Annotated in this window: 16 protein-coding genes and 3 pseudogenes; 8 read left to right on the forward strand and 11 right to left on the reverse strand. The window is 79.1% G+C overall.

From position 1 onward, the window contains the following. Positions 1 to 328 precede the first annotated feature (328 nt). The 4 genes from LUW75_RS10265 (at position 329) to LUW75_RS10280 (ending at position 4457) form a co-directional block, all read left to right on the forward strand. Positions 329 to 1996 (forward strand): bifunctional 3'-5' exonuclease/DNA polymerase, encoded by a 1668-nt coding sequence (locus LUW75_RS10265; RefSeq protein ID WP_250335332.1) that lies wholly within the window; start codon positions 329 to 331, stop codon positions 1994 to 1996. Positions 1997 to 2324: 328 nt separating this feature from the next. Further along, complete coding sequence (locus LUW75_RS10270; RefSeq protein WP_250335333.1) at positions 2325 to 2705, forward strand: DUF6479 family protein; 381 nt, start codon at positions 2325 to 2327, stop codon at positions 2703 to 2705. Between the two features lie 90 nt (positions 2706 to 2795). Then, positions 2796 to 4136 carry a cytochrome P450 gene (locus tag LUW75_RS10275; protein WP_250335334.1) on the forward strand — a complete coding sequence of 447 codons (1341 nt, stop codon included), beginning with the start codon at positions 2796 to 2798 and terminating at the stop codon, positions 4134 to 4136. Positions 4137 to 4235: 99 nt separating this feature from the next. Beyond that, complete coding sequence (locus LUW75_RS10280) at positions 4236 to 4457, forward strand: hypothetical protein (RefSeq protein WP_250335335.1); 222 nt, start codon at positions 4236 to 4238, stop codon at positions 4455 to 4457. Positions 4458 to 4562: 105 nt separating this feature from the next. Here LUW75_RS10280 and LUW75_RS10285 read toward each other — a convergent pair whose 3' ends face one another. Together LUW75_RS10285 and LUW75_RS10290 are read right to left on the reverse strand one after the other, a co-directional pair. Further along, entirely contained in the window at positions 4563 to 5858 is a 1296-nt protein-coding gene (locus LUW75_RS10285; protein WP_250335336.1) for an FAD-dependent oxidoreductase, read from the reverse strand. Between the two features lie 17 nt (positions 5859 to 5875). After that, complete coding sequence (locus LUW75_RS10290; RefSeq protein WP_250335337.1) at positions 5876 to 7183, reverse strand: carboxylate--amine ligase; 1308 nt, start codon at positions 7181 to 7183, stop codon at positions 5876 to 5878. Between the two features lie 170 nt (positions 7184 to 7353). On the opposite strand from LUW75_RS10290, the gene LUW75_RS10295 reads away from it, so the two are divergent. Beyond that, positions 7354 to 8541 carry a glycoside hydrolase family 26 protein gene (locus tag LUW75_RS10295; protein ID WP_250335338.1) on the forward strand — a complete coding sequence of 396 codons (1188 nt, stop codon included), beginning with the start codon at positions 7354 to 7356 and terminating at the stop codon, positions 8539 to 8541. Here the strand turns inward: LUW75_RS10295 and LUW75_RS10300 are convergent. The 9 genes and pseudogenes from LUW75_RS10300 to LUW75_RS10340 all read right to left on the reverse strand — a co-directional run bounded on the left by LUW75_RS10300 (position 8477) and on the right by LUW75_RS10340 (position 19142). Beyond that, a pseudogene (locus LUW75_RS10300) lies at positions 8477 to 9690 on the reverse strand (GNAT family N-acetyltransferase). The gene LUW75_RS10295 and the pseudogene LUW75_RS10300 sit on opposite strands and share 65 nt — an antisense overlap. Then, entirely contained in the window at positions 9687 to 10451 is a 765-nt protein-coding gene (locus LUW75_RS10305) for a YveK family protein (protein ID WP_250335339.1), read from the reverse strand. The pseudogene LUW75_RS10300 and the gene LUW75_RS10305 overlap by 4 nt, the downstream one beginning before the upstream one ends. Positions 10452 to 10454: 3 nt before the next feature. Next, positions 10455 to 11561 carry a glycosyltransferase gene (locus LUW75_RS10310; RefSeq protein ID WP_250335340.1) on the reverse strand — a complete coding sequence of 369 codons (1107 nt, stop codon included), beginning with the start codon at positions 11559 to 11561 and terminating at the stop codon, positions 10455 to 10457. Continuing rightward, a pseudogene (locus tag LUW75_RS10315) lies at positions 11558 to 12306 on the reverse strand (polysaccharide deacetylase family protein). The gene LUW75_RS10310 and the pseudogene LUW75_RS10315 overlap by 4 nt, the downstream one beginning before the upstream one ends. Beyond that, positions 12239 to 13953, reverse strand: a pseudogene (locus LUW75_RS10320) (lipid II flippase MurJ). Before LUW75_RS10320 ends, LUW75_RS10315 begins: the two co-directional pseudogenes overlap by 68 nt. Further along, positions 13944 to 15353, reverse strand: coding sequence for an O-antigen ligase family protein (locus LUW75_RS10325; protein WP_250335341.1), 1410 nt, complete (start codon positions 15351 to 15353; stop codon positions 13944 to 13946). The pseudogene LUW75_RS10320 and the gene LUW75_RS10325 overlap by 10 nt, the downstream one beginning before the upstream one ends. Continuing rightward, the gene (locus LUW75_RS10330; RefSeq protein WP_250335342.1) at positions 15353 to 15988 is read right to left on the reverse strand and encodes a sugar transferase; all 636 of its coding nucleotides are present in this window, start codon (positions 15986 to 15988) and stop codon (positions 15353 to 15355) included. The genes LUW75_RS10325 and LUW75_RS10330 overlap by 1 nt, the downstream gene beginning before the upstream one ends. Before the next feature lie 849 nt (positions 15989 to 16837). Beyond that, positions 16838 to 17998: a glycosyltransferase gene (locus tag LUW75_RS10335; RefSeq protein ID WP_250335343.1), complete on the reverse strand. Its 1161-nt coding sequence runs from the start codon at positions 17996 to 17998 to the stop codon at positions 16838 to 16840. 37 nt (positions 17999 to 18035) lie between these two features. Continuing rightward, the gene (locus LUW75_RS10340) at positions 18036 to 19142 is read right to left on the reverse strand and encodes a DUF3344 domain-containing protein (protein ID WP_250335344.1); all 1107 of its coding nucleotides are present in this window, start codon (positions 19140 to 19142) and stop codon (positions 18036 to 18038) included. Between the two features lie 390 nt (positions 19143 to 19532). Between LUW75_RS10340 and LUW75_RS10345 the strand changes: the two genes are divergently transcribed. From LUW75_RS10345 to LUW75_RS10355, 3 genes are all read left to right on the forward strand, one after another. Then, a complete protein-coding gene (locus LUW75_RS10345; protein WP_250335345.1) occupies positions 19533 to 19808 on the forward strand; it encodes a hypothetical protein in 276 nt (91 codons plus the stop codon). Between the two features lie 85 nt (positions 19809 to 19893). Beyond that, on the forward strand, positions 19894 to 20124 hold the full coding sequence (locus LUW75_RS10350) for a chaplin family protein (protein ID WP_250335346.1): 231 nt from the start codon (positions 19894 to 19896) through the stop codon (positions 20122 to 20124). Positions 20125 to 20284: 160 nt separating this feature from the next. After that, positions 20285 to 20938, forward strand: a complete 654-nt coding sequence (locus LUW75_RS10355; RefSeq protein WP_250335347.1) for a vitamin K epoxide reductase family protein — start codon at positions 20285 to 20287, stop codon at positions 20936 to 20938. The last annotated feature ends 177 nt before the right edge of the window (positions 20939 to 21115 follow it).

Genomic DNA, 21115 nt, shown 5'->3' on the forward strand with positions numbered 1-21115 from the left:
AACGCCTCCCCGTGCGTACGCCGTCTCCACCACGGCCACCATGGTCGCAGCGCGCGCGTCCGCGGGACGAGGGACCCCGTCCCGCCGGTGGCCGCCGGCGCCCCTCCGGCCGCGGGGACCGGCTCGCCCCGGGCACCCGGGACGGGGCGGGCGGGGCCGGCGGGACGGGCAGGACGGAAGGGACGGGCGGGGCGGGAGCGTGCGGACGGGCGGGGCGGGCGGGGGGAGGGGCGCCGTCCAGCGCGAACGGTGCGTCGTGCCCCCGGTGGGGGCGGTGCGCCGGCGCGGTCGCGGGGGATTGTCAGTGCCGGGTGCCAGACTCGCACTCGTGAGCGAGCGGTGGGCGCTGGAGGGTGTCGAGGGCGGCGGGGCGAGGCTCGCCCCCCTCGGCCCGGACGGCCTGCCCGCCGGGCCCGTCGTCACCGAGCCCGATCCGGTGGCGGCGGTGCGGTCGCGGCCGGAGGTCGGCCGGTGGGTGTGGCGGTCCACGGCCGGCCTCTATCCGCGACTCCTCGCAGCGGGCGTGCGCGTCGGGCGCTGCCACGACGTCGAGGCCGTCGAGCACCTGCTCCTCGGCCACGAGGGGCGGCTGGGCGAGCCCCGGTCGGCGGCGGCCGCCTGGGCGCGGCTGCACCACCGTCCGGTGCCGCCCGACCGGCCCCCGCAGGCGGCCGGGCCCGGCGCGCAGTCCCCCCTGTTCGAGGCGGCCCCCGGCGGTCCGGAGGTGCCGTTCGAGGGCCTGCTGGAGGTGTACGCGGAGCAGCAGCGGAGGCTCGGCGCCGCCGAGCACCCGAACCGGATGCGGCTGCTGGCGGCGGCCGAGTCGGCGGGGACGCTGGTGGCCGCCGAGATGCACCGGGCGGGCCTGCCGTGGCGGGCGGACGTGCACCGGGCGGTGCTGCACGAGCTGCTGGGCGAGCGGTACGCGGGCGGGGGCGAACCGCGGCGCCTGGCGGAGCTGGCGGCCGAGGTGTCGGCGGCGTTCGGCCGGCCGGTGCGCCCGGACCTGCCCGCGGACGTGGTCAGGGCGTTCGCGGAGGCCGGGATCCGGGTCCGGTCGACGCGCCGCTGGGAGCTGGCGAAGGTGGACCACCCGGCGGTGGAACCGCTCCTCGCGTACAAGACGCTGTACCGGATCTGGACGGCGCACGGCTGGGGCTGGCTGCAGGACTGGGTGCACGACGGCCGGTTCCGGCCCGAGTACGTGCCGGGCGGCGCGGCCAGCGGGCGGTGGACGACGAACGGCGGCGGCGCCCTGCAGATCCCGAAGGTGATCCGGCGGGCGGTCGTCGCCGACGAGGGGTGGCGGCTCGTCGTCGCCGACGCCGACCAGCTGGAGCCGCGCGTGCTGGCGGCGATCTCCCGCGACCCGGGGCTGATGGAGGCGGCGGGGCACGACGGCGACCTCTACACGCGGTTGTCGGACCGCGCCTTCCCGGGCGGCCGCGACCACGCCAAGCTGGCGCTGCTCGGCGCGATCTACGGCCAGACCAGCGGGGACGGCCTGAGGAACCTGGCGGCGCTGCGCCGGCGGTTCCCCCGCGCGGTGGCGTACGTCGACGACGCGGCCCGCGCGGGCGAGGAGGGCCGGGCGGTCCGCACCTGGCTGGGCCGGACGAGCCCGCGGGCCGCGGACCACGAGGAGGACGGGGAGGCGGGCGTCCCGCAGGACGGCGACCGGCCCCCGGCGGGCCCGGGCGCGGACGCCCGCGCCCGCGGCCGGTTCACGCGGAACTTCGTGGTGCAGGGCAGCGCCGCAGACTGGGCGCTGCTGATGCTGGCCGCGCTGCGGCGGGCGACCGCCGGTATGCGGGCCGAACTGGTGTTCTTCCAGCACGACGAGGTGATCGTGCACTGCCCGGCGCAGGAGGCGGAGGCGGTCACCGCGGCGGTCCGCGCCTCCGGCGACCTGGCCGGGCGGATCGCCTTCGGCGAGACCCCGGTGCGGTTCCCGTTCACGACGGCGGTGGTGGAGCGGTACTCCGACGCGAAGTGACCGCGCGGGCGCCCCGGCGGTCTCCCGCCCGACCCCGCCGCTCGGGGCCCCGCCGCCCCGGGGCGCGGCTTCCCGGGGCGGCCCGGATGCCCCGCACGCAGCGTCCGGCCGTCCGGGCGCGCCCGGATGCCCGGGTGCACCCCGCCGTCCGGGTACGCCCCGCCGTCCCGGTACGTCCGGCCGCCCGGGTGCCCGGGCGCGCCCGGCCCGCCGGGCGTCCCGTACGCGGGTATCCCGTACGCGGGTATCCCGGCACGGCCGGCCCCGGACGCCCCGGAATCCGGACGCCCGGGTGCCTGATCCGCCCCCGGCGGGGTACGCGAGCCCCATGGAGCCTCTCATCACGTACAGCGTGGAATTCGCCGCGAAGGACCACATCGTCGGGATCGGCCCGCTGGTGGCGGGCATCCTCCTCGTCGGCTTCCTCATCGGCGGCTTCTGGCTGGGCCGGCGGATCTGGAGCAGGGAGCCCGCGCCCCCGACCCCGGAGGAGCAGCCGCACCGGCCGCCGGACGCCGGGCTGCCCGGTGAGGTGGAGGGTCACCGGCGGCCCGCCGAGGTGCCGCAGGGCGAGCGGCGGATGATGCCGTACGAGCTGAAGCACGAGAACACCGAGCCGGACATGTCCCCCCTGACCGACGACGACCGCAAGTGGCGCGGGGCGCCCAGCGGCGGCTTCGGCAGCGGCGGCCCCACCACGGGCGGCTGACCCCGCTCCGGCCGGGCGCCCGGCGCCGTCCACAGCGCCCCGCCCGCGCCCGGGACGCATGCCGGCACCGGTCCGGGGCACCCGGGCGCCATGGCGACGACGGGAACGGGGACCGTGCGGCTCTCGGCGCGCGACGCGGCGCGGACGGCCGCCGTGGTGGTGGCGCCGACGCTGGCGGCCGGGGTGATCGTGCGCCGGCGCGGCGGCATGGCGCTGGCGGAGCGGTACGCGGCGGACCGCCGGGCGATCGGGCTGCTCACCGAGTTGCGGCGGCGGTACGGGGCCGGCCCGCTGCGCGCGGACGTGGCCGGCCGGCACTTCGCGCTGGTCCTGCGCGCCGCCGACGCCGTACGCGTCCTGGAGGGCACCCCGGATCCGTACTCGCCGGCCACGCGCGAAAAGCGCGCCGCCCTCGAGCAGTTCCAGCCGCACGGGGTGCTGATCTCGCGGGGCGCGGAGCGGACCGAGCGGCGGGCCCTCAACGAGTCCGTCCTGGAGACCGGAAACCAGTTGCACAGCCTCGCGCCCCGGCTGGTGCGCGCCGTGCGCGAGGAGGCCGGGCTGCTGCTCCGGTCGGTCGCCTCCGACTCGGGCGAGCTGGCCTGGGACGACTTCGCGGCGGCGTGGGACCGCACCGTGCGGCGGGTCGTCCTCGGCGACGGAGCGCGGGACGACACCGCGCTCACCGCCGTGCTGGGCCGCCTCCGCGCGGCCGCCAACTGGTCGGTGGCCGCCCCGCGCCGCACCGGTCTGCGGGAGCACTTCGAGGAGCGGCTGCGCGCCCACGTGGAGCGCGCCGAGGCGGGCAGCCTCGCGGAGGCGCTCGCCGCCGCCCCCGCCGGGCCCGGCCTCGACCCGGCCGGGCAGGTGCCGCACTGGCTGTTCGCGTTCGACGCGGCGGGCATCGCCGCCTTCCGGACCCTCGCCCTGCTGTCCACCCACTCCGCGCAGGAGGCCCGGGTGCGCGGCGAGGCGACCGCCGCCGACCCGACCGAGCCGCACCTGATGCCGTACACCCGCGCCTGCGTCCTGGAGTCGGTGCGGCTGTGGCCGACGACGCCCTTCCTGCTGCGCGAGGCGGTGCGGGAGACCGACTGGGGCGGCGGCAGGCTTCCGGCCGGGACCGAGTTCCTGATCTACGCGCCGCTCTTCCACCGGGACGCCGCCCTGCCGTACGCGGACCGGTTCGCCCCCGGGCCCTGGCTCGACGGGACCGCGCGGGAGACCGCCGGGCTGTTCCCCTTCAGCGCGGGGCCCGGCGCCTGCCCGGGCGAGGACCTGGTGCTGTTCCTGACGTCGACGCTGCTCGCCGCGCTCGTGGAGCGGCACGCCTACCTGCCGGACCGGCCCGGGCGGCTGCGCCCCGACCGGCCGCTGCCGCGCACCCTGGACCACTTCGGGCTGCGTTTCGCGGTGCTCCCGCGCCCTTGACCGGGCGGCTCCGGCCGGTTCCCGGGAATTCCGGTGCGGACCGGACCGCTGTGACATGATGCGGCGAAGTGGCCACGAAGAGTGATCGGAAGGGTTGTCATGGCCTCAGGTACCGGAAAGTGGGAGCGCGTCGCCTTCGCTCCGCACCCCGGCCGCGGGCGTGCCGGGGCGGACCCCGCCGCACGTTCCCGGGCCGCCGACGCGGTCCCGGTCTTCGCGGCGCTCGCCCGGCAGTGGCGGTCGGAGGGCCGCGTGGTCCCGGGGGCGCGGGACCACGAGTGGGAGGTCCTCGTGGGCCGCCCGGCGTGGCCCGGGCACTGAACCCCCGCCGCGGTGCCCGGCCGGGAGCCGCGGCGGGGCCGCGGCGACGGCCCCGAGGGGGTCCCGGCGGCGGCCCTCCGGCGCGCCTCCGCACGCCCGCGCCGGTCAGCCCCGCGCGGGTGCGCCGGCGCCCGACGGCCGGGTCCCGGACCGGGTCCCCGGCACCGCCGCGGACCGCCGCACCGCCCCCAGCCGCCGCTCGACGCCCCGCACGAGCCGCTCGGCGGTGTAGGCCGCGCCGTACACGAAGCGCATGGCCGGGCCGTACGCCGGGGCGGTCAGGAGCCCCGCCAGGAACAACCCGGGGCAGGACGACTCGAAGTGGCCGCTCACCTCCGGGGCGCCGCCCGTGCCGACGGTGCGCAGCGCGCCGCGCACGTCCTCCGGCAGCACCTCCACCCGGTCCAGGCGGGGGGCGAACCCGGTCGCGGCGATGACGTGGTCGGTCTCCACCTCCGTCACCGGCGCGCCGGACCCGGAGCCGTCGGCGAGGACGAGCCGGACGCGGTCGCCGCGCGGCCCGGCCGGCGCGGCGGCCACGAGGGTCCTCCCCAGCCGCACGTCGGACACCGCCTCGAAGCGGCGCCGCAGCCACCAGGCGCCGGCCGGGCCCAGGGCGGTGCCGAAGACGCGCTCGCGGGTCGGGCCGGGCAGGTGCCGGAAGACGCCGGGCGCGCGCGCGTACAGCAGGTTCCGCCACCCGCGGCCCAGGCCGGTGTGCGGGGCGAGGACGGCCTCCCGGACGCCCCGGCGCAGGGGCGGCGGGACGGTGTTCCACACGAGGCGGCGGGAGCGGGCCACCACGCGCGCGCGGGCGCCCAGCTCGGCGAGGAGCACCGCGGTCTCCAGGGCGGCCTGCCCGGCCCCGAGGACGGTCACGTCCCGGTCCGCGAAGGCGGCCAGGTCGGCGTGGTCGCCGCTGTGGGAGGCCCGGTGCGGCATCAGCGGGCGCAGCGCGGCCGGTACGTCGGCGAACGGCGCGGCGCCCAGCGCCAGCGCCACCGTGCGGGCGCCCGCCTCCTGCCCGTCCTCGGTCGTCACGGTGAACCCGCCGTCCGGGCGGGGGCGCACGGCGACGACGGCGCGCGGATCGACGGCGGGGACGGCCCGCCGGGCGAACCACTCGCCGTACGCGGCGAAGAAGCCGGCCGGCAGCGGCACGCCGTGCTCGGCCGGCACCCCGCGGGCCGCGGCGTACGAGGCGAGGCGGTACACGCCGGCCGGGTCCGACAGGTCCGACGCCCAGGGCTCCGACTTCAGGAGCATCCCGGGCGGCATGTCGCGCCAGGAGCGCATCACCCGGCCGTGGACGCGCACGCCGAGGCCGCGCGCGGCCGCGTGGGCGGCCACCGACAGTCCGTACGGGCCGGCGCCCACGATCACCAGGTCGTCGTCGTGCATCGGTCGCACCGCTTTCGTCATCGTCGGGTGGAGGGGGCGGGGTCCGTGCGGGCCTCCGGGGCGGGGGCCGGCGGCCGGGGCGGCACCGGGGCGCGGGAGGCCGCCGCGCCGCGCCGGGACCGGGGCACCGCCCAGGCCCGGCTGACCAGGTGGGCGGCCCACGCGCGGGCCATGGCGCGCGCGGGCGCCGGGTCGTCCGCCGCGTACCAGGCCGTCTCCAGGCCGCCGGGCGGCCCGTACGCGCGCGAGCGGCGCCGGGGCGAGGCGAGCACCGACAGGGCGGCGTAGTTCTCGACGGCGAACCGGCGCCCGTACGAGCGGGCCAGGTCCGGCACCGGGCGCCCCGTCAGGTCCAGGTGGAGGGCGCGGACCACGTCCAGGCCCCGGGCGTCGGAGAACAGCCGGAACTGGGCTCCGGGCCGGGGGTTGAAGTCCAGCAGGTGGTACGCGCCGGTGCCGGGGTCCCGGCGGAAGTCGAGGTCGGCGACGCCCCGGTAGCCGAGCGCGGCCACCAGGCCGCGGGCCAGGCGCTCCACCGCCGGGTTCGGCGCCCACACCCCGACGGCGGTCAGTCCGGCCCCGTCCGGCCAGGAGCGGACCTTCCGGCCGGTCGCGGCGACGCCGCACGCCCCGGCGCCGTCGCAGTACGCGTGGAAGAACCAGTCGCCGTCCCGGCTGGCGGGCAGGTACCGCTGCAGCAGGAGGGGGCTGCCCGCCTCCGCCGCGCGCGCGTGGAGGTCCCGCACCTGGCGGACGGAGCGGGCGAGGACGGTGCTGCGCAGCCCGGAGCCCGGGGGCAGCAGCCAGGGGCGGCTCCACTTGGCCACGACGGGCAGCCCGAGGAGGGCGGCCATGGCGCCCGCCTCGCGGGCGTCGGCGGGGGCGAGGGTGCGCGGGTGCGGGACGCCGAGGCGGCGGCAGGTCGCGGCGAGCGCCGCCTTGTCGGCGACGAGCGCGGTGAGCCCCCGCGGCTGCTCGGGCAGCAGGAACCGGCGGGCCGGGCCGTCCGCCTCGCGGCGCAGCTCGTCCAGGGCGACGGCGGTCGCGTCGTCCAGGGGCAGCAGGACGGCGGGGGCGCCGGCGAGCGCGTCGGCGACCCGGGCGAGGGCGCGGCGGACGCCCGCGGTCCCGCCGCCGGCGGGGTGGGGGTGGCACCGGCGCACGTACCGGGAGTGCGCCACGGGTCCCGCCGGGGAGCCGGTCACCACGTGGACGGGGACGCCGGCGCGGCCCAGGGAGCGGACGGCGCCGAGCGTGCCGTGGTGGAACGGGTTCCGGTCGAGCCGCACCAGCACGGCGGCGACCCGGGTGTCACAGAGCGGCACGGAAGAATCCTCGTCTCGCTGCCCCGACCGGGCGATGGAATCCACTGATGGGCTAGGGAAACGCCGGACCGGATTCCCGGCCGGTCCCCGGGGAATAGGTTCGGCCCGGACGGACGGGTGACGGAATGGCGGACGGCGTGGCGTGACGCGGCGCCCGGCGGAGGAGTGCGATGACCATCCGGAACGGAAAGACGAAAAACTGGCTGGGGGCGTGCGCGGCCGGCCTGCTGCTCTCGGGTTCCGTGCTGACGGCGCAGGCCGCGCGGGCGGCCGGGCCCCCCGGGGAGCCCGGCCCGGCGGCCGCGGGCGGGACGGCGTTCGGCGCCTACCTGCACTACGGCCCCGCCGGGATCCGGCGCATGGAGGAGCTGCGGGAGTGGCTGGGCGGCACCGAGCTGCGGGTCGGCCACACCTACCTGCCGGGCGACCGCTGGTCCAACATCTCCGGGCAGGTGGGTTTCCTGGAGGAGTGGGCGCGGTGGCGGCGGGCCCGCGCGGACCGGATGTTCGTCCTCAACGTGCCGATGCTGGAGCTCAACGAGACCCGGCTGCCCGACCCGGTGGTCCGGCGGATGCTGCGGGCGGGCGCCGAGGGCCGGTACGACCGGCACTTCCGGGCGCTCGCGGAGCGGCTGGTGGGGCTGGGCGTGCCGGACACGGTCCTCGTCCTCGGCTGGGAGATGAACGGGTCGACGTACGGCCACCGGTGCGGGCCGGACCCGGAGGCGTGGAAGGAGTACTGGAAGCGCATCGTCACCGCCATGCGTGAGGTGCCCGGCCAGGATTTCCGGTTCGACTTCGCGCCCAACCGGGGCCGGGACGCCATTCCGTGGACCGAGTGCTATCCGGGCGACGACGTCGTGGACATCGTGGGAATGGATTCCTACGACCAGCCGCCGGCCCGGACCTTCGACGAACAGGTGGAGGAACCGTACGGGCTGCGCGACCACGTGGAATTCGCCGCCGCCCACGGAAAGCCTATCTCCTATCCCGAGTGGGGCCTGTTCCGAAACGGCGACAATCCCGAATACATGCGGCGGATGCTCGAATGGATGAGGGAGCACAGACCGCTGTACCACTCGATCAGTGACTACTGCCCGCACGGCGTGTGGCAGTGCCAGAGCAACCCGAGGTCGTCGGAGGTGTTCCGGTCGGAGCTGTCGGCGCCCGCGCCCGCGCCGGAGCCGACGCGGCCCGCGCCCCCGGAGCCGCCCCGGCCCACCGAGCCGGCGCCCCCGCCCGGCGGACCGGACGGGTCCGGGTGCGCCGCGCCCGCCGACCCGCCCGCCTGGGTCAGGAAGCTGCTCGATGCCGGCCTGTGTGCCCGGTGGGAGCGGCGGGCCCCCTCCCGGACCTGAGCGCCCGCCTCAGCCGGAGCGCCCAGGGCCGGTCGCGGAGCCGGTCCGCCGCCCAGCTCCGGCCGCCGGCGTACGCCGCCCGCAGCCACAGCACGGGCGCCGCGCGGCGGCGCGCCAGCAGCAGCCGCCGGTTGCGGACGGCGGACGGGCGCCAGTGGTGCTTGTACGGCTCGTCGCCGCGCAGCAGGCTCAGCGCGCCGCAGCCCGCCTCCCCGGCGAGCCGGAGGCCGTTGCGCAGCAGCAGCGCCCCCGCGTCCACCTTGAGGGAGCGCAGCACCGGGTCGGCGCCGTACAGGTAGCCGCCGGACAGCCGGGGCGAGAGCAGCGTCAGGTCGACCGCGACCACCTCGCCGTCCACGAGGAACTCCGTCACGCGCGCGTGGCCGCCCTCCGCCATCGCCCGCACCGCGCGGCCGAGGTGCTCGGCGAACCGCCCGGTGAGGTGCTCCGCCGTCACGCCCCGACCGGCCCACTGGCGCCGGTGGAGGTCGAGCAGGCGGCGCAGCGCGCGGGGCACCTCCTCGGCGGGCACGGCCCGCACCCCGACGCCCTGCCGGTCGATCCTGCGGAGCTTCGCCCTGGCCCGCTGGCCCCCCGCGGACGGCAGCCGGGCGACGAGCTCGTCGACGGGCACCGGCGGCAGCTCCAGGCACACGGAGTCCGGCAGCCGGGCGCGCGGGCCCGGCCAGCAGGCGAGGAGCCGCTCGGCGACGGCGCCGGGGCGGACCTCCCGCAGGTCGACCACCGCGCCCGCGGCGAGGTCCGCGAGCGCGGTCGCCAGCGAGGGGACGGCCTCGGGGCAGCCCTCGTCGGCGAGCACGTCGCCGTAGTCGGTGAGGGCGCCGCCCAGGAACGCCAGGGTGGGCACGCGCGCCCGGGTGAGCCACAGGGGGCGGCGGCGACGAGCCGGCCGTCACCGGGGCGGCGCACCAGGACCAGGCGCAGCCGGCCGGGGGCGCCGTACGAGAGCCACCAGGAGTGCAGCCAGGCGTGCGTCTGGAACGGGGTGGCGGCGGGGCACCGCCCGTACAGGTCCGCCCACTCGGCGGCGAGGCCGGCGAACCGCCGGTCGTCCCGGCAGACGGTGACGGTGAGGTCCCCGGCCCACCGCGCGCCGGCCGCCGGGGAGCGGGTGTCGGCCGCGCTCATGCGGTGCCCGCCTGCGACGCGTCCCCGACGGCGGGCCCCGGCACGGCGGTCCCCCGCCCCGCGGCGCCGGCGGCGGGACCGGCCGCGGGCGCCCGCCCCGCGCTCCCGCCCGTCCCGGTCCCGCCCGCCGCGCTCCCGCCCGTCCCGATGCCGCCCGGCGCGGTGTCCCGCTCGGGGCGGACCAGCAGGAACAGGCCCCCCAGGAGGCCGCCCCCGCAGGCGCCCACCAGGGCCGCCAGCGGGGCGGACGGCGAGACGGGGCCCGCCGGGGCCGTCGCGCGCGAGAACGGGACGACCTTCACATGGGTGCTGGCCTCCGTGTGGGTGCCCTTCTGCACCAGCGCCCGCGCCACCCCGTCCGCCATGGCGACGGCCGTCGCGGGGCGGTCGGAGCGGGCCGTGATGGAGATCATCGGCGCGTCGGGCGAGGTCGCCGCCGCCACGCTCGCCCGGAGCGTCGCGGGCGACACCCGTGCCCACACGGCGGCGTCCTGGGCGAGGGCGACGTCCGTGGCGACCCGCCCGTACGCCTGCGCCAGGCCCATCGCCCCGGCCGGGTCGGACCGCTCCTCGGGGACGACCACGACGTAACTGGTGGCCGCGTACTCGGGCGTGCTCAGCAGTCCGTACGCGCCGCCGGCGACGGCACCGGCCAGCACCGCGGCCGGCAGGGTCCAGGCGCGGCCCGGGCGCCCGGCCCGGGCGGCCCGGCGGGCGAGCCCGGCGAGCGGGCGCCGTACGGGGAGGGTTCGCGGGATCATCGGTCACTCGCCTTCTCGGTGGAGGGTCCGGTACAGGGTCGTCAGCTGCCGCGCGGTGTGCGCGATGTCGTAGCGGCGCACCGCCGGGGGCACCGGGCCGCGCCCGGGCCGCGCCGCGTGGGCGGCCCGGGCCTCGCGCACCGCCGCGGCCACGTCGGCGGCGGTGCCGCCGATCCGCCGGGCGGAGGGCGCCTCCCCCGGCGGGAGGTCGTCGAGGGCGGGGCAGGCCGCGTACCGGACGGGCAGCCCGGCGGCCAGCGCCTCGACCACGGCGAGCCCGAACGCCTCGTCGGCGGACGGGGACACGAACAGGTCCATCGCGGACAGCAGCGCCGGCAGGTCGCGGGTGACGGCCCCCGCCCACACGACCCGGCCGGCCGCGCCGTTCGCGGCCGCCAGCCGCTCCAGCCGCCCCCGCTCGGGCCCCTCGCCGACGAGGAGGAGCCGTACGTCCGGCGGCAGTTCCGCGACGGCGCCGACCAGGACGTCGAACCGCTTGCCCGGCACCAGCCGGCCGACGCCGCCCACCACGTACGCGCCGTCGGGGACGCCGAGCCGGCGGCGGGCGGCGCGGCGGGCCGCCTCGTCGTGGGCGAGGCCCGCCGCGTCGACGCCGTTGGGGACGACGCGGACGCGGTGCGGCGGCACGCCCCAGTCGGCCAGCCGGCGGGCGACGGTGTCGGAGACGGCGACCGTGGCGCTGCCCAGGCGCTCCGTCGCCAGGTACAGGGCCCGCGCCCCGGCGCCCAGGGGGCGGCCCTCGATCTGCGTGGCGCCCAGGGAGTGCTCGGTGGCGACGACGTGCCGCACGCCGGCGAGGCGGGCGGCGATCCTGCCGTACACGCAGGCCCGGTACAGGTGGGTGTGGACGATGTCGTAGCGGCCGCGCCGGACGAGCCGGACCAGGCGGGGCAGGGCGGTCAGGTCGCGGTTGCCGCGCATGCCGAGGTGGGCGACGGGGACGCCGTCCGCGCACAGCGCGTCGGCGACGGGGCCGGGGTCGGTGAGGGTGACGACGTCGCCGCGGACCGGCAGGTGGCGCAGCAGGAGCCTCAGTTGCTGTTCGGCGCCGCCGATGCCGAGGCCGGTGATGACGTGCAGGACCCTCATGACGCGCGGGCCCCGGCGGCGGGCGGTGCGGCGGGGACGCTCCGACGCGGCACCCGCAGGTGCCGCTTGGCGTGCAGCCGCAGGGCCGTGTCGCGCTGTCCGACGTGGACGCGGGGCAGGGCGTGGTCGCCGCTCAGCGCGCCCGGGTCGATGGCGCAGGCGTACGCGTAGCCGGCCTCCCGCGCGGCGGCCGCCGTCCGGGCGTCGACGTGCCCGTACGGGTAGCAGAACCCGGCGGGCGCCTCGCCGGTCAGGTCCCGCAGCAGGTCGCGGCTGCCGCACAGCTCCTCGCGGAGCGCCGCGTCGTCGGCGGGCGGCAGGGAGACGTGCCGCAGGCCGTGCGAGGCGACCTCCATGCCGGCGTCGGCGCAGCGGCGGAGCCCCTCGGCGGTGAGGAGGGGCTTGCGGGGGCCGAGCGGGTCCCAGGCGTTGTCGCCGCCGAGCAGGCCGGGCAGGGCGAAGACGGTGGCGGTGCAGCCGTGGCGGCGCAGCAGCGGGACGGCGTGGCGGAGGAAGTCGGCGTACCCGTCGTCGAAGGTCAGCCCGACCAGTCCGGCGGCGTCCCCCGCGCGCGGGCGCCGAGGAGGTCGCGCACGGCGACGCCGCGCAGCCCCCGCGCGCGCAGCCAGCGCAGCTGGGCGTCGAGCCGCCGGGGGGTGACGGTGATGCGGTACGGGTCATCCCCGCCGGTGTCCACGGAGTGGTACATCGCGATCCAGGGGGGCGGCGGGGTGCGTCGGAGCATGGCGGTGCCTTCGCGGGAGGGGGCGGCCGCGCGGGAGGGCGCCGCGCGGCGCCACGCGCGTGGGGTGGGGTGCGAGGGGCGCGCGCAGCACGTGCGCGGCGAGGACGAAGACGACGAGGACGGCGACGGCCGTGAGGACCGCGCCGGGCAGCGGGCGGGTGCTCCACGAGGCGCACAGCCGGCCCGCGGCGGCCGCGGCCGCGGCCGCCGCGGCGAGCCGGGCGAGACCGGCGGCGACGGCGCGGGCGGAGACCGGCACCCCCGGCGGCGGGCGCCGGCGAGGAGGAGCGCCGCCGTGAGGGTGATGCCGGCGGCGTTGGCGAGGGCGATCCCGGGGGCGCCCCAGCGGCCCGCCCACACGGCGCCCAGGGCGGCGTTCGCGGCGACGCCGAGGCCCATCGCGGCGGCCGGGAACCACAGCGGGCGGGACGCGCAGAAGTAGCACCGGCCGAGCGCGCCGACCAGGGTGTGGCCGAGCAGGCCCAGGGCGTACACCCGCATGACGGAGGCCGTCGCGGCGGTGTCGGCGGCGTCGAACGCCCCGTGCTGGAAGAGGAGGGCGACGATCTGCGGGGCGGCGGCGACGACGGCCGCCGCGCCGGCGAGGACGACGGCCCCGGCGAGCAGCAGGTCCCGCTCGGCGCGGCGCCGCGCCGCCGCCCGGTCGCCCGCGGCGGCGGCCCGGGCGACGACGGGGAAGCTGACGGTGCACAGCATCAGCGACAGCACCATCGGCAACTGGGCGACCTTCTGCGCGTAGTTGAGGTGCGAGATCGCCCCGGGGGGCAGCGGCGCGGCGAGGAACCGCTCCACGAGCACCTGGGACTGGCGCCCCACGGCGAAGACGGCGACCGGCACGACGAGCGCGAGGGCCACCCCCGAGGCCGCCGCGGCGGCGCCCCGCTCCCGGCCGGGCGCACCGGCGGCGCGCTCCCTCAGCCGCCGCACCAGCGAGGGCGCCTGGACCAGCGCCATCAGCGCGCCGCCCGCCGCGACCCCGGCGGCCGCGGCCCGGACGCCCCGGGCGGGGCCGAAGAGGACGACCGCCGTGACGATGCCGGTGTTGTACGCGACGTAGATCGCGGCCGGGGCGAGGTACTGCCCGTGCGCGCGCAGCGCGGCGCTGAAGTACCCGGCGAGCGCGAACGACAGGACGCAGGTGGCGGTGAGCCGGGTGCAGTCCACCGCGAGCCGCCGCTCCGGCAGCCCCGGCGCGAGCAGCGGTACGAGGAGGGGCGCGGCGGCGGCGACCAGCGCGGCCACCGCGGCGGCGCCCGCCGCGGTGGCGGGCAGCGTGGTCCGCACGAGGGCCGGCACCGGGTCCGGCCCCCGCGCCCCGGCCCCGGCGCGCAGGGCGAGGGCGCGGCTGAACGCGGGGACCAGGACGAGCGCCATGGCGTCCTCGATGAGCAGCGTCGACGCGAACTCGGGCACCGTCCAGGCCACCAGGAACGCGTCGGTCTCCGGCCCCGCGCCGAAGGTGCGGGCGAGGAGCCGGTCGCGGAGGAGGCCCAGGAGGGCGCCCGCGGCGGTGAGCGCCGCCGTGAGCAGCGCCGCGCGGGCGAGGAACCGGTTGGACGGCGCCCAGGCGGGGCCGCCGGGCCGTGCCTCCTCCGCCGGTGCGGCGGCGTCCGCCGTCACGCGCACCCTCCCGGGGCCGGACCGGCCGGCGGGCGGGTGTCCGGACCGGCCGGCGGACCGGCGTCCGGGCCTGCGGCCAGGCCCCACCAGGCCGCCGCGCCCAGCACCACGGCGGTCAGGACCGTGGACGGGCCGCCGATGTCGGCGTACAGGAAGTCGACCAGCTGCCACCCCAGCAGGCCCGTGGCGACCAGGGCGCAGTCCAGGCGGCGGCCCGTGCGACGGGCGGCCGGGAGGCGGCGCAGGCCGTACACCAGCAGCGCCAGCCAGCCGCCCGCGATCGTCAGCAGCCCCAGCAGCCCCTGCTCACCGAGGACCAGCAGGTACATGTTGTGCGGCGACAGCAGCGGCTGCCGCCGGAAGGCGACGCCCGCGCCGGCCGTGTCGCCGCCCGACGACAGGGCGAGCGGCGCGTGGCCGTCGCGGTGGGCGGGGAAGCCCTTCAGACCGACCCCGGTGAGCGGCCGGTCGCGCCACATCCCGGCCGCGGCGGCCCACAGCGCGTACCGGTCGGTGACGGACCGGTCGGGCGCGGCGGCGACCCGCGCGATGCTGGCGGCCCGCTCCTGGACCATCGCGGAGCCGACGCCGAGGCCGCCGACGAGGACCACGGCGAGCGCCCCGGCCGCCAGGGACGCCCCGAGGACGCGGCGCGGCCCGGTCGCCGCGAGCTGGGCCGCGCAGACGAGGGCGGTGGCGATCCAGGCGCCCCGGCTGAACGACAGGGCGAGCGGGACGGTCAGGAGCGCCGCGCAGACGAGGGCGACGGCCCGGACGCGGCCGCGGGCCGGTGCGCCGAGGGCGAGGCCGACGGCGGCGACGACGCCGTACGCGACGACGGTCGCCATGCCCATCACGTCGGTCGGGCCGAACGTGCCGACCGCCCGGACGTTCTCGCCCCGGTACGAGGCGCCCGTCCCGGTGGCGTACTGGACGACGCCGAGGCCGCCCTGGACGAGGGCGAGGCCGACCAGCGCCCAGGCGAGGGCGGTGAGGTCGCGCCGGTCGCGCAGGGTCAGGACGACCGCGGCCGGGACCAGCACGAACACCTGGAGGTGGCGGACGAGGCCGGGCAGGGCGGCGGCCGGGTCGTGGGCGGTGGCGGCGGCGGCGCAGATCCCCACGACGGGCAGGCCCAGGACGACCGCCGCCGCGCGCGTGAGGGGCCGCACGCGCGCGCGGGCGGCGCGGACGAGGCACCACAGCACGAGGACGCCGGACGCCGCGTCCGCGACGGTGCCGCCGCCCTGCCCGGGGGGCCCGCCGGGCGGCACGGCGAGGAGCGCCACGACGGCGAGGAGCGGCACCAGGTGCGCCCGGCGGGCCGGGGCGGCCGCCCGCACCCGCGCGGACACGGGGAACCGGAGCCCGTACGGGGCGGGGGCGGGGGCGGCGGGCGCGGCCATCAGCCGCCCGCCGGACGGATCAGCGTGGCGGCGGTGCGCAGGAGGATCCGCACGTCCTGCCAGAGGGACCAGTGGTCGATGTAGTGGTTGTCGAAGCGGCAGCGGTCCTCGATGGAGGTGTCCCCACGCAGCCCGTGCACCTGTGCGAAGCCGGTCAGCCCCACCGGCACGCGGTGGCGGTCGGCGTACCCGGGGTGGAGCCGGCTGAACCGCTCGACGAAGTAGGGGCGTTCGGGACGGGGTCCGACGAGGCTCATGTCGCCGCGCAGGACGTTCCACAGCTGGGGAAGCTCGTCGAGCGAGGAGCGGCGCAGGAAGGAGCCGACGGCGCCGAGCCGTTCGTCGCGGGCGACGCTCCAGCGGGTCGCGGCCTCGTGCTCGCTCTCGGGGCGCAGCGTGCGGAACTTCAGGAGGGTGAAGGTCCGTCCGCCCTGCCCGACGCGCTCCTGGCGGAACAGGACGCCCGGCCCGTCCGCGAGGCGTACGGCGGCGGCGCACAGCAGCAGGACGGGCGCGGCGGCCAGCAGCAGCAGCCCGGCGCCGACGACGTCCAGGGCCCGCTTCGCCGTCCGCCCGGCGCGGGTCCCGCCGGGTTCCAGGGGCCGGATCCCGTATCCCCACAGGTGCCGTCCCATGGGCCCGGGGGCGGGCCCCGCGCGGGCGGGGGGCGCCGACGAGCCAGGTGGCGCAGCCGCTCCGGTGGAACAGGGCGGCGAGGTCGGGGTGGGGGGCGCCGCCCCCGTCCGCGGCGAGCAGGACGTCGCGGACGCCGTTCTGGACGACGGCCCGCCGGACCTCCTCCGGGGAGGTGAGCACGGGCGGCACCGGCCCGGGCGGCACGGCGCCGGCGGGTTGCGGGACGTCCCGCCCGGCCTGCGCGACGAGCCCGACGGCGCGCAGGCCGTACTCGGGGTGCCGGTGCAGCAGCGCGGCGAGGCGGTGCGCGGCGGGCGCGTCCCCGGCGACGAGGACGGCGCGCGGCCGGTCCCGGGCGACGCGGCGGTCCCGGCGGTGGACGGCGCCCCGGAAGGCCGCGGTGGCCGCGAGGTGCAGGGCGTACGCGGTGGCGAGCGCGCCCGGGCCGAGGGCCAGCCCGGGCGACCGGGCGGCGAGCAGCGCGGCGGCCGCGCACCACAGGAACGCGAGCCGCGCGGCGACGGCGGGGAGCTCGTCGAGGAGGGCGGGGTACGCCCCGGCGCGCACGGAGCCGAGCGCGGCGGGCCGGTACAGCCCCGCGCCCGCGTGGAGGGCGGTGGCGGCGGCGGTGAGCTGGAGGAGCAGGGCCGCGGACCGCTGCCCGGGGGTGAGGGCGGCCGCGGCGGGCAGTACGGCGAGGCAGTCCGCGGCGACCAGGGCGGCGGCGAACGGGGCCCGCGGGAGGGGGCGGGGGCGGGTCGCGGCGGTCCGCGCCCGGCCGCCGCGCTGCGGGGCGAGGGCGGCCGGCCGGGCGGCACGGGGGCCGGGCGCGCTGGTGCTCTCCGTGGTCACTGGACGGTCGGCCTTCCGGGTTCGCGGTGGCGCGCTCCGGCGGCCACCTCGCGGTACACGTCGGCGATGGCGGCGCCCGCGCGGCGTACGTCGAACCGGTCGAGGACGTGCCGGTGCGCCTGGCGGCCCAGGTCCCGGCGGAGGCCGGGCCGCCGCAGGAGCCGGACGAGCGCCGCGGCCAGCGCGCCGGCGTCGCCGGGCGGTACGAGGCAGTGGGCGGCGTGGCCGGGGGCCAGGCTCTCGCGGGCGCCGTCCACGTCGGTGAGGAGGACCGGGAGGCCGGACGCCATGGCCTCCAGCGGGGCGAGGGCCATGCCCTCCCAGCGGGACGGCAGGACGGCGAGGTCGGCGGCCCGGTACCAGGGCAGCGGGTCGGCGACGGCCCCGGCGAGGACGACGGACGGGTCAGCGGCGGCGCGCAGTCCGCCGGCGGCGGGGCCGTCGCCGACGAGGACCAGCCGGGCCCCCGGCACGCGCGCGCGGACGGTCCCCCAGGCCCGCAGGAGGACGTCCTGCCCCTTCTGGCGGCACAGCCGGCCCACGCACACCACGACGGGCGCGTCGGCGGGCACCCCGGCGAGGACCGCGGCGCGGGCGGCGGCCCGTTCGGCGCCGGACGGGTACGGGCCGAACCGGCCGGTGTCGACGCCGTTGTGGACGACCGTCCAGGAGGCGCGCACGCCGGCCCGCTCACCGCGGCGGCGCTCGGCCTCGCTGACGCAGACGACCCGGTCGGTCCACCGGGCGGCCCACCGCTCCCAGCGGCGGGCCAGGACGGCGACGGCCCCCTCGACCGCCTCGAACGACCAGGCGTGCGGCTGGTACACGGTGGGGACGCGGCCGCGCAGGGCGAGGCGGGCGGCGAGCCCGGCCTTGGCGCTGTGCGCGTGGACCAGGTCGGGGCGCACGAGCGCGACGAGTCCGGCGACGGCACGGCTCTCCGCGACGACGTCCCGGCCCGGTTCGCGGCGGGCCCGCCAGGGGTGCACCTCGGCGCCCCCGGCCCGGGCGGCGGCGGCGAGCGGGGTGCCGGGCGGGCAGGCCACGGCGACGCGCATGCCCTGGGCCACGTGGGCGCCGACCACGTCGGCGACCACCCTGGCGACCCCGCCGTCCCCGGGCTGGACGACGTGCAGTGCGGTGAGGGGAGGGCGCACGTGTGTCCCTTCGACGAAGTGGGCGGGCGGGGGGCCGTCAGACGCGGGCGTCGGCTTCCAGGAACAGCGCGCCGAGCCACAGGTAGTCGCGTGCGGCGCCGAGGCGCACGGCGGTGTCGCTCGCGCCGCGGCGGAGCGCCGGGGAGAGGTCGATCACGTCGGAGTCGTATCCGAGGGTGTTGCGGTGGGCGGGCCGGCGGCGGATCTGCGTCCCGCCGGAGTCGGTGACGGTCGAGTCGAAGGCGTCGCCCGGGGCGTTCGCGGAGCCGGTGAGCGGCACCGTCCGGCCCGGGTGCGGTTCGAAGGCGACGTGGTCCCCGGCGAGGCCGCGGTCGCCGTCGTACACGACCGTCCCCAGGCGGCCGGAGCCGCCCATCGGGACCCGCATCGGGCCGGTGTCCAGGCGGAACGAGCGGCGCCCCTCGGCGAGGGTCTCGAACCCGTCCCAGAGCGAGAGGTGGCGCAGCGGCGCGTCCTCCTGCGCGTACGCCACGACGAGCGTCCAGCCGCCCCAGGCGCCGACGGCGGTCCGACCCATGGCGACGTTGATCTGGGCGACGGTGTACATCCCGGGGCCGGAGTCCCTGACGAGCCGCGTGACGTCGGCGGTGGCGTGGAAGGCGTCGGCGCCGTTGGCGGTGCGGTGGCCGACCAGGGAGTCGGCGAGGACCTCCTTGTAGGCGCCGCCCGGTTCGGCGACCAGGACCCGCCCGCTGTCCTTCGGCGGCTTCTGCTCGCCGACCCGGAGGTTGCCGCCCCAGTACAGCCGGGCGTACGTGACCCGGGCCTCCTCGGGCAGGACGAGTTCGGCGCGGGTGGAGTTGAACGTGTTCGGGTCGTCGTCCACGTCCGCGTAGAACATGTCGTACTGGTGGTTGGCGGCGGCGCCCTCCCCGAGCCGCGCGGCGACGCAGGGGTCCTCCGCCGCACCGCCGCCCGCGGCCGAGTGCCGGCAGGTGACCGCCGAGTTGGCGGCACGGGCCAGGCCCCCGTGCTGGACGGCGTGGTACCGCTGGGCGAACGGGATGCGCGGCCGCTCCCCGGCCCGGGGCGCCGCGGCGGCGGGCAGCGCGGTCGACAGCGCGGCGCAGGAGAGGAGGCAGACCAGCACACGCCGTACGGCTGGGGCCACTGGGATCCGCATGGGGTTCTCCGCGTTGAGGGGTCGAGGAAACGAGGGGGAGGAGTTGAGGGGTGGAAAAACGGGTGATAACGGAACGTACTGACGCGATGTCAGGCACGTTATAGCCAGATCGGTGAAACGCGAAGCATTGGTGACATTCGTGGCGTAGCGCGCGTTTCCCCCGGCGTGTTCGCCGCGCCCGGGGCGCGGCACGGTCGTCTTTCCGTACCGGTCGGAGAATCGGACCGCCCGCGTCATTCGGGTGCAGTACCGGGAATTCCCGCGGTACGGGGTTTCCGGGGCGCCGGGGGCTCGTTGGAGGGGACGGGCGCGCGCCACCGCGACCGGCCGGGTGCCCTCCCGGCGGCGCGGGCCCTCCCGCACCGCGCCCCCTCCAGGAAGGACCCCCGAATGAAGCCCGTGAAGGTGGCCGCGATCCTCGCCGGCTCCGTGATGGCGATGGGCGTGGCGGCACCGGCCCTCGCCGCCGACGCCCCCTCCGGCCCCGGTCCGGGCGGAACGGCCGGCACCCCGGGCGAGCGGGGGCCGGCCGAGACGGTCCCCTCCGACGACGTCGGCGAGGTCGCCGACCAGAAGCTGGTCGGCAAGGTCGCGGACGCCGTCGGCGGGATCGGGGCCCCGCAGAAGGCCGCGCCGCTGCTCGGCGGACTGCCGCTCGGCGGCTGACCCGCGCGGGCGGCCCACGGCCCGCCCGCCCCGGCCGCGGAAGGACCCGCCGCGCGGCCCCTCCCCGCACGAACGGAGAACCCCCATGCCCCGCATCGCCGAAACCGCCGCGGTCCTCGTCTGCGCGGCCGCCGCCGCCCTGGCCGCAACCGGCGCGGCCACCGCCCACACGGAGGCCGGGGCCCCCGCCGCACGCTCCGCCGGTGCCGCCGCCCGGAGCCCCCTCGAGATCCCGGTCGACCGGTGCGGCGACGCCCCCGGCCCGGCCGGCCTCCTGAACCCGGCGGTCGGCGAGACCCGCGCCCACGGCGGCTGACCCCCGCCCCCTCCCCCGCCGCCCGACCGACCGCGGACGCGGGTCGGGCCCGGCCGGGGCCGCCCGCCTCCGCTCCCGGCGGAGGCTCCCGAACGGCAACCCGCACCGCCAGCCCCTTCCCGCGCGCACGCACCCGACCCCGAGAGGACCGGTGGGAACCATGACGATGACCCGCGACTCGCAGACGCGGCCCGCGCCCGCCCACGCCCGCCCCGCCGCCCCGCAGGCGGGGGGCGGCGGGACGGCGGCGGGCCACGGCCTCGCCTGGCTGCTGGTGGTGACCGGCGCGGCGGGCGTACTCGCCTCGTGGGTCATCACGCTCGACAAGTTCAGGCTGCTGGAGGACCCCCACTTCACACCCGGCTGCAGCCTCAACCCCGTCGTGTCGTGCGGCAGTGTCATGGAGAGCGATCAGGCGGTGGTCTTCGGGTTCCCCAACCCGATGCTCGGCCTCGTCGCGTACGGCATGGTCGTCGCGATCGGCGCCGGGCTGCTGGCCGGCGCCCGCCCCCGGGACTGGTTCTGGCTCGGCCTCAACGCGGGGACGCTGTTCGGGGTCGGCTTCTGCACCTGGCTGATGTGGCAGTCCCTGTACGAAATCAACGCCCTGTGCCTGTGGTGCTGCCTCGCCTGGGCCGCGACGATCGTGATGTTCTGGCACGTCACCGCGGAGAACGCGCGGCACGGCCGACTGCCCGCCCCGCGCGGGGTCCGGCGCTTCCTCGACGACCTCCCCTGGGTCCCTTCCGTCCTGCACCTCGGGAGCGTCGGCATGCTCGTGCTGACCCGCTGGTGGGACTTCTGGACCGCCTGACGCCCACGACCCGCCGTCCGCACGGGACACCGTCCGCACGGGACGGCCGGTCCGGGCAGTCGCCCGTACGCGGACCCCGCCCCGCCGACGGCGACCGTGGGCGGGCCGCACGCCCCCCGGTGCCGCCCGTACGCCTCCGATGGCCGCCGTACGCAGGCCGTACGCCTCCGGTGACGG

This window comes from Streptomyces sp. MRC013 (assembly GCF_023614235.1).
Taxonomy (GTDB): Bacteria; Actinomycetota; Actinomycetes; order Streptomycetales; family Streptomycetaceae; genus Streptomyces.

What these genes read in the sequence shown, in the direction of transcription:
- LUW75_RS10270 (WP_250335333.1), top strand. Translation starts at nt 2,325, where the DNA reads ATGGAGCCTCTCATCACGTACAGCGTGGAATTCGCCGCGAAGGACCAC.
- LUW75_RS10275 (WP_250335334.1), top strand. Translation starts at nt 2,796, where the DNA reads ATGGCGACGACGGGAACGGGGACCGTGCGGCTCTCGGCGCGCGACGCG.
- LUW75_RS10280 (WP_250335335.1), top strand. Translation starts at nt 4,236, where the DNA reads ATGGCCTCAGGTACCGGAAAGTGGGAGCGCGTCGCCTTCGCTCCGCAC.
- LUW75_RS10285 (WP_250335336.1), bottom strand. Translation starts at nt 5,858, where the DNA reads ATGCACGACGACGACCTGGTGATCGTGGGCGCCGGCCCGTACGGACTG.
- LUW75_RS10295 (WP_250335338.1), top strand. Translation starts at nt 7,354, where the DNA reads ATGACCATCCGGAACGGAAAGACGAAAAACTGGCTGGGGGCGTGCGCG.
- LUW75_RS10305 (WP_250335339.1), bottom strand. Translation starts at nt 10,451, where the DNA reads ATGATCCCGCGAACCCTCCCCGTACGGCGCCCGCTCGCCGGGCTCGCC.
- LUW75_RS10310 (WP_250335340.1), bottom strand. Translation starts at nt 11,561, where the DNA reads ATGAGGGTCCTGCACGTCATCACCGGCCTCGGCATCGGCGGCGCCGAA.
- LUW75_RS10325 (WP_250335341.1), bottom strand. Translation starts at nt 15,353, where the DNA reads ATGGCCGCGCCCGCCGCCCCCGCCCCCGCCCCGTACGGGCTCCGGTTC.
- LUW75_RS10330 (WP_250335342.1), bottom strand. Translation starts at nt 15,988, where the DNA reads ATGGGACGGCACCTGTGGGGATACGGGATCCGGCCCCTGGAACCCGGC.
- LUW75_RS10340 (WP_250335344.1), bottom strand. Translation starts at nt 19,142, where the DNA reads ATGCGGATCCCAGTGGCCCCAGCCGTACGGCGTGTGCTGGTCTGCCTC.
- LUW75_RS10345 (WP_250335345.1), top strand. Translation starts at nt 19,533, where the DNA reads ATGAAGCCCGTGAAGGTGGCCGCGATCCTCGCCGGCTCCGTGATGGCG.
- LUW75_RS10350 (WP_250335346.1), top strand. Translation starts at nt 19,894, where the DNA reads ATGCCCCGCATCGCCGAAACCGCCGCGGTCCTCGTCTGCGCGGCCGCC.
- LUW75_RS10355 (WP_250335347.1), top strand. Translation starts at nt 20,285, where the DNA reads ATGACGATGACCCGCGACTCGCAGACGCGGCCCGCGCCCGCCCACGCC.